The sequence below is a fragment of the Pedobacter nototheniae genome (assembly GCF_004335085.1).
GTDB classification, from domain to species: domain Bacteria; phylum Bacteroidota; class Bacteroidia; order Sphingobacteriales; family Sphingobacteriaceae; genus Pedobacter; species Pedobacter nototheniae.
This window is the reverse complement of sequence record NZ_RQRS01000043.1, coordinates 1-7,557: the sequence shown is the minus strand read 5'-3', so window position 1 is coordinate 7,557 and position 7,557 is coordinate 1. Positions and strand designations below refer to the sequence as shown.

5 protein-coding genes are annotated in these 7,557 nt (G+C 37.5%); 4 read left to right on the top strand and 1 reads right to left on the bottom strand.

Going from position 1 to position 7,557, the window contains the following annotated elements; all coding sequences use genetic code 11:
- Positions 1–1,098 precede the first annotated feature (1,098 nt).
- The 4 genes from EHC72_RS22300 (at position 1,099) to EHC72_RS22285 (ending at position 6,029) form a co-directional block, all read left to right on the top strand.
- A complete protein-coding gene (locus tag EHC72_RS22300; protein WP_063970987.1) occupies positions 1,099–1,650 on the top strand; it encodes a hypothetical protein in 552 nt (183 codons plus the stop codon).
- Between the two features lie 3 nt (positions 1,651–1,653).
- Positions 1,654–3,012, top strand: coding sequence for a Dyp-type peroxidase (locus tag EHC72_RS22295; RefSeq protein WP_124784997.1), 1,359 nt, complete (start codon positions 1,654–1,656; stop codon positions 3,010–3,012).
- A gap of 11 nt (positions 3,013–3,023) precedes the next feature.
- The gene (locus EHC72_RS22290; protein WP_131539932.1) at positions 3,024–4,160 is read left to right on the top strand and encodes a catalase family protein; all 1,137 of its coding nucleotides are present in this window, start codon (positions 3,024–3,026) and stop codon (positions 4,158–4,160) included.
- A gap of 63 nt (positions 4,161–4,223) precedes the next feature.
- Positions 4,224–6,029, top strand: a complete 1,806-nt coding sequence (locus tag EHC72_RS22285) for a 3-hydroxyacyl-CoA dehydrogenase (RefSeq protein ID WP_131539931.1) — start codon at positions 4,224–4,226, stop codon at positions 6,027–6,029.
- 75 nt (positions 6,030–6,104) lie between these two features.
- On the opposite strand, the gene EHC72_RS22280 is transcribed toward EHC72_RS22285, so the two are convergent.
- Positions 6,105–7,052 (bottom strand): alpha/beta fold hydrolase, encoded by a 948-nt coding sequence (locus EHC72_RS22280; RefSeq protein WP_131539930.1) that lies wholly within the window; start codon positions 7,050–7,052, stop codon positions 6,105–6,107.
- Positions 7,053–7,557: the final 505 nt, after the last annotated feature.

Genomic DNA, 7,557 nt, shown 5'->3' with positions numbered 1-7,557 from the left:
ATGAAGAAAATGATGGAACTACTGAAACAGAAAATTATTTTCTTATTTTATAAGATACAAATTATGCTGTTTTCTAATCCTGTTTTTAAAAATAAATTAAATAGTGGGTTTTGTTAAGGAACGACTAGTTAAATTTAGTCTTGAAAAATTGTCTTTTTTTTGGTAAAACTAAAAAAAGACCTATATTTGCACCAGTAAAAACAAACAATCTTAAATCTTGTTTAAAAAGTGACCTATTCGGTGACCTAAAAATAAGAGAACGATATAAAGCTTATGGATAGGGAGTTTTTCAAATATGAACAAGTCCCGTCCGGATCGCAACTATTACAGCAAAATAGTTCAAAACGCTTTAAAACATAGTTTTTAAAGCGTTTTATGTTTTATATCTGTTCAAGTGGACTAATTCAACAGAATAAAAGTTACCATTCAGTTTCCTAAAAAGATTTGATAAAATAGGTCAATGATCAATTCGGTCTTTCTAAGAGTATTTTTTTAAGATTAGTGACTAAAGAAATGATTTATTTCAGTTACCTATAGAATTTAATAGAAATTAGCGAATCTAGAGCGCAGGGATTAGTCGGTTCGTCAGAAGATACCAAATCGTACAACTCATATTTCAAAACTTTTGCGCTAAAAATTTACGACGCCTACAATACTTTGTTGAGAACGGACGACGCTGTTACCTGTAATAATGCTTAAGAAATAAATTGTTAAGTAAATGTGAGCGGCTACGAACTTTAATCTGTATTTTCAAAGACCATAATGACCGTGAGGAGAAGCTTATTGGAATTGAATTAGCAAAACGTACACTGAATAGATACAGTCGAGTTTCTTTTAAATGCTATAGGTCGGTTTCTTTTTGGGTGTTGCCATATTTAAAGGTAATTAATTCTGTCAATAATTAAAAAATGAGTAGACATAAGATTTTATCATTTGTCAATTGAAGTATTTTAATAAAGCTTAAAAATTCATAGTTTCAGTACATAAAATACGAATTTCGGTACATTACGATAGATTATGGCATAACATTTGTAAAATTCTCCTCAAAATTATTGTTGATTTACAAAATAATATAAATCATTAATCAAAATCTAAATTATGAGTTTTATAGACAAAGTAAAATTGGCTGCCGAGCTAGCAAAGGCGAATTTCAGTGAAGGTATCGATGATGGTTACGACCATTCCACTACATCTGCCGGAAAAAAAGGGTTAAGATCCGGTCGTGTATCTGAGTTAACTGCGATGGCAGACCTAAAACCCGGAGGTGCAGAAAATCTCAAAACCATAATGGAAATTGCAGGCGGAGATCTGAAAGGTGCAACCAAAGTAGGAACGCTGCATGATCTTCGTATAGTTTTGTTTGATAACGATACCAAGATTCTTTTCTGCACGGCTTACGATGGTGATTGGGATGCTTATATTGATGATTTCGCTACAAAAATTCCGCAGCTGATGGACATCATTTTTGGGAATGTTGAAGGCTGGCCAGGCATAAAAAACCCGAGTGTAAAACAGTTCATTCTAGACCATCAGATTACCGCGACAGGTTGGTATGTAGGTGTTCCGCATCTTACGGTGAATGATATAAGGAGAAATGATAAAATCATTAAAGGACTGAATAAGGCAATTGACGAAGCAAATAAAATCTAATCTATGGCACTGGAATTTTTAAAGCGGATTTTTAATCCAAATAAAGTAGAAATTGAGCTGAATGAAATACAGGCCTTAATTCTCAGAAGCCGACCTATACCATATTTCGGAACAGTGGCTATTATTGAAATCAAAGATGCTGTGGCAGCCAGACAAATGCTCCAAAAACTTTTGCCGATTGTGAGTTCTGCGGAAGAATGGCATAAGAATGAAGGCGCATCGGTTACTTTGACATTCACTTATAAAGGTCTAGAAAAAATCGGTGTCCCTCAAGAGTCACTCGATACTTTTCCCGAATCCTTCAAGGAAGGAATGGCAGAACGTTCCCGGTTTCTTTATGACATTGGAGTCAATGACCCTAAAAACTGGGAAAAGGTTTTTAAAAGATCACATATTCACATCGCAGCGGCAGTTATCGCCAACAATGAAGAGGCGTGGAAAAGCAAGCTGGAGGAATTTCGTTCTAAATTGGCGAATAACAGCGGCGTAGAAGTAATAATGAGCCACGATTTCGCAGTATCTGAAGAGGTTAAAAATGTATTCGGATTCAGGGATGGCATCAGTAATCCGGAGATTGAAGGCAGTGGGATAGATGTGCCGCCCGGATTTGATCGTCCACTTAAAGCAGGCGAATTTATAATGGGCTATCCTGGAGAAGCAGGCTTCATAAAGCCATTTCCACAACCTGAAGTTTTAGGAAAGAACGGTTCTTTTATGGTTTTCAGAAAGTACCAGAGCCAAGTGGCAGAATTTAATCAATTCGTTAAAGAAAATTCTTCTTCGCCGGAAGAGGGAGAGCTCTTGGCTGCTAAAATGGTAGGTCGCTGGCGAAGTGGTGCACCTTTGGTTTTAGCTCCCGAAAAGGATGATAAATCGCTAGGAGATGATATGCAAAAAAACAATGATTTTTCTTTCAAGAATGATGAGTACGGTAAAAAGTGTCCGTTCAGTTCGCATATCCGCAGGATGAACCCAAGAGATTCCAAATCTTTTGTTTTGGAGGATGAACGTTTGCACAGGATCATCAGAAAAAGTGTAACTTTTGGCGACATTGTTCCGCCGGAGGTAACTAAAAATGACGGTAAGGAACGTGGACAGTATTTTATTGGCATTAGTGCCGATGCAATGGGAACACTGGAATTTCTTCAAAAACAATGGGCAAACGATGGTAACGCCCAAAATCTGGGAACAGAAAAAGATCCTATGATCGGTGTACAGGACGAAGACGCACTGTTTTCTGCACCTGGAGAACCCCTCATCAAAAGATACCGTGGTTTGCAGACCTACAACATCGTGAAAGGCGGCGAATATTGTTTTATCCCAAGCATTTCTGCTTTAAAATGGATTAGCGAATTAAAATAAAAAAAAGCACTATGGAAGAATACATCAAGTACAGTTACGAAGTGGAAGAAATTCCAGAAAATTTCGATGAGTATATTACCACCATTAATAACGATATCCGCGAATACATCAAAAATACGCCAAACCTAAGCAGGGCGACCCATCATACAAGAGATGCGCACGCCAATGGCTATGCAGTGCTGAAAGCAGAGGTTGAAATTTTGGATAATCTGCCCGAAGAACTGGCGCAGGGCATTTATGCGAAACCCGGAAAACACCAGGCAGCAGTTCGCTTTTCCAATGGTTCGTCCAGAGTTTTGCCCGATAAACTAAGCGGTAATGCACAAGGATTTGCTTTAAAGATTTTTGGGATAGATGGCAAAAAATTATCTCCCGGAGAGGAAGATTCTCCCAATGTTGATTTTAACCTGATTAATAATCCCGTGTTTTTCTGTAACTCGGCAGAACATTATGTTTTCATTTCAAAGCTTTTTTTAAAGCTAAATGATTTCTTTGAAAAGGGAGCCTTGGGAAAATTGGAATTTGCCACACTTTGGGTCACCGAAAATAAAAAAGCATTTCCAAATTTTGAGGCTTTGAAGGAATTGGGCGCTCTTAAAACTTTTGAAAAAATCCCTTCAATCAACAGTTTTCTTTATGAATTTTACAGTATGGGAGCGGTACGCCACGGTGATTATATCGCCAAAGTAAGAGTGATCCCAACTGAGCAGACCAAGAACGCCATCACGGAAAAAGATATTGATCTAGACAGCGCAGAATGGCCGTACAGAAAAGGAATTATCAAAGAAATAGCTCAAAAAAACCTTACGTTTGAGTTGCAAATACAACTTTGCAAAAACCTGAAAGAAATGCCTGTGAATGACCTTACAAAAGAATGGTCGCAGGAATTATCACCATTCCGTACGGTGGCAAAAATCACAATACCAAAACAAACGGTTCCTGAGGATGGTAATTTTGAAATTATGGAAAATCTGTCTTTTACACCGTTCAGAACCATCGAAGAGAATTCACCGATCGGAAATTTACAGAGTTCACGGCAGTCAGCGTATGTAACATCTTCAACCTCAAGACACGAGCTAAATCACAAAAAACGTAAAGAACCAAAGAATTTGGAGGAAGCATTCAGTCCGAAGTTTTATCAATTATAATTGAAAATGAAGATTGCTGAGTCCTAGTTCCGTAAATTTTATTACCAAAAATCAACCAAAATTATGAGCAAAATAAAAAATGTAACGGTAGCTGGAAGTGGTGTTTTAGGATTCCAAATTGCTTTTCAAACTGCAATTCACGGATTTGAAACCACTGTTTACGATATCAGTGATGAGGTGTTGGAAAAGGCGAAAGCAAAGTTCGAGGGCTTGGCCGAAAGTCATAAAAAGGATCTTGGCGCCACCGAAGAACAAATTACAAAAGCCAGGGAAAGACTGCACTATTCATCCGATTTGGCATTTGCCGTGAAAGATGCCGATCTTTTGATAGAAGCAGTGCCAGAAGATATTAAAATAAAAACGGAATTTTATAAGCAACTCTCCGCAATTGCACCGGAGAAAACCATTTTTGTAAGTAATTCATCCACCTTGTTGCCAAGTCAGTTTGCTGAGGTGACAGGAAGACCGGCTCAATACCTTAACCTGCATTTTGCCAATCAAATATGGTTGCGAAATACGGCGGAAATTATGCCACATCCAGGAACCGACGAAAAAATATCTGAGGAAATAGTCGATTTTTCAAAGGCGATAGGGATGGTGCCTATTTTGGTAAAAAAAGAAGTTCCAGGTTATGTGCTCAATTCTTTATTAAATCCATTTCTGAATGCCGGAATGCAGCTTTGGATTGGCGATTATGCTACGCCAGAAACCATAGACAAAACCTGGATGCTGGGAACAGGTTCGCCTTACGGACCAATGGCTTTGTATGATGTTATCGGATTGACGACACCATACAACATTTACAAACTGCAAGTAGAGAAGGGCAAAACAGATGATAAGATTGTTCTGGATAAACTTAAATCAACTTTCATCGACCAAAATAAACTGGGAATTTCTACTGGCGAAGGCTTTTACAAATATCCAAATCCTTCGTGGCAAAGTCCAGATTTTTTGAAAGTGCCGGAAGCCGATTTATCTAAAATCAGTATCAAAAATGTTGTGGTGGCTGGAAGTGGCGTTCTCGGTTTTCAGATTGCGGTGCAGTGTGCTTATTTCGGCTATAAAGTCATGGTTTATGATGTTAATGATGAAGCTTTAAGTAAAGCCAAAAACCGTTTTGATGTCTTGGCTGAAGAATATAAGAACTACCTGAAAGCTGATGAAGAAAAAATCCAAAATACCAAAAATAATCTCACTTATTCTACAGATTTGAAAGCTTCTTTACAAGATGCTGATTTATTGATAGAAGCCGTACCGGAAAGCATCGATATCAAAAAAGATTTCTGGGAAAAAGCTTCTGAGCACGCGCCGGAAAAAACCATTTTCGCGAGCAACTCATCCACACTTTTGCCGAGCAGATTAAGCACATTTACTGATCGTCCGGAAAAATTCATCCATTTACATTTTGCCAATCATATAATGGTTCGTAATACGGCAGAAATAATGGGTTCTGATCAAACCGACCCAACGGTTTATAACGAGATTGTAGAGTTTGCAAAATCCATTGCTATGCTTCCCGTGGAACTGAAGAAGGAAAAATCGGGCTACGTTCTGGATTCTTTGTTGATTCCGCTTTTGGTGGCTGGTCTTGCGCTGTGGGCGAATGACGTTGCCGATCCTGCAACAATCGATAAAACCTGGAGAATAGCAACAGGTGCTCCTTTTGGACCGATGGCCATTTTAGATTTGAATGGGATGAACACCAATTACAACATCTTAAAAGAAATCCCGGGAGAATTAACACAGAAAATAGCAGAAAAGCTAAAAACCGAACTTATCGACAAAGGAAAACTTGGTCAGCAATCCGGCGAAGGTTTTTACAAATATCCTGATCCAGAATGGCAAAGCAAGGATTTTTTGAAAGCTTAATAAATGCTAAATTTCCATTATAAACTAAGTATTTTAATTATTAATCAATTATTTTTAATTAAAATACTTTTTTGGTTATGATATTTTTTCATAGAGCCAATCTTTTATACTTTCATAGACAGATTCTTTAATATCTTCATTAAGTATTTCGTGCCGCATAGCAGGATAAATTTTTGCATTAACATCTGTAAATCCATCTTTTTGCATTTGTGTTACCGTTTTTTCAACCCCTTTTCCGAAGTTTCCTATCGGATCATCAGCTCCGCTTACAAAAAGAAAGGGAAATTCTTTTGGTATTTTTTCTGCCCATTTTCTTTCCGTTGCCTGTTGGTTTAGAGAAACTAATGCGTAAAAACCATTATTGGTAAAAGGTACTCCGCATAGGCTGTCCCGGCAAAATGATTCACGGTTGGATTTGCTGAGGCTCAGCCAACTGTTAAGGTCGCCATCTTTCTCGCCTTTAAAATGTTGATTATTAATTTTTGAAAAAGTTTGGTTGATGAATTTGCTCCTGTGTTTTGGGGCAATAATATTCTTAATGGACAGGAAAAATTTAGCCAAACCGATTCCGTTGATTTTTCCTCCCGTTCCCACGATGACTGCGCCTTTAAAATCGGCTTCCTGATTCTGAAGTAAGCATCTTGCAATGAAAGACCCCATAGAATGACCTAGTAAAAAGTGAGGAATGTTAGGGTAGTTGTTTTCTAAAAATGCAGCCATCGTTGCGGCATCGTCTATCAGTTGCTGCTTGGGATTTTCTTTTTGAAAATAGCCAAGTTCTACCCGATTTTCCGCCGTTTTTCCGTGTCCGAGATGGTCATATAATAGAACTGCAAAACCGTTGTTCGCCAGATATTCTGCAAAATTTTTATAACGACCGCTATGCTCCTGCATCCCGTGTAGTATAAGGACAGTAGCCTTTGGAGGTTCATTTATTGGTTCGAATAATTCATAAAAAAGTAAGTGTGTACCTGAGTTGGCAATTTTCTGCCTTTTTATATAGCCTGGTGTATGTTTTGCCATAGTCGGTTGATTTTGTACAAAAATAAAAATTCTGCCCTTTCGAAAGAAAGAATCGAATAAAATTAGAAAAATGGGTTATTGCAGTCAATCTCTTTTATAGGATTTAATAGAGATGCGTATTTAGCGCGAAAAAACTTAGACAAATTCTTTGCCAGATACATCACAGGTTGGCCCAAAAAAATGAGCTTTAAGCGAATCACGACTGTTAATATTTCCAAATCATTTGTCTTTTTTATCTTCATCGATGAGGACAACGACATCGAAAAAAATTTTGATGGTTCGTTATTTAGTCTCTCCTTAAACCACCTATAATTTACTGATTATTAGTATTTTGGGTTTAAAATAGCTTGTTTTTTATTGCAAGAATTTGTATCTTAGAGCTTTAAAACCTTGCAAATATGTTGGGGAAAAATCCAGAAAAGAAGCCAGAATTATTCCGCCCAATGTTGGTGGATTTTATTGACCACGAGCATGAACTTGTTCTACTTTCAGAAAAAATAGATTG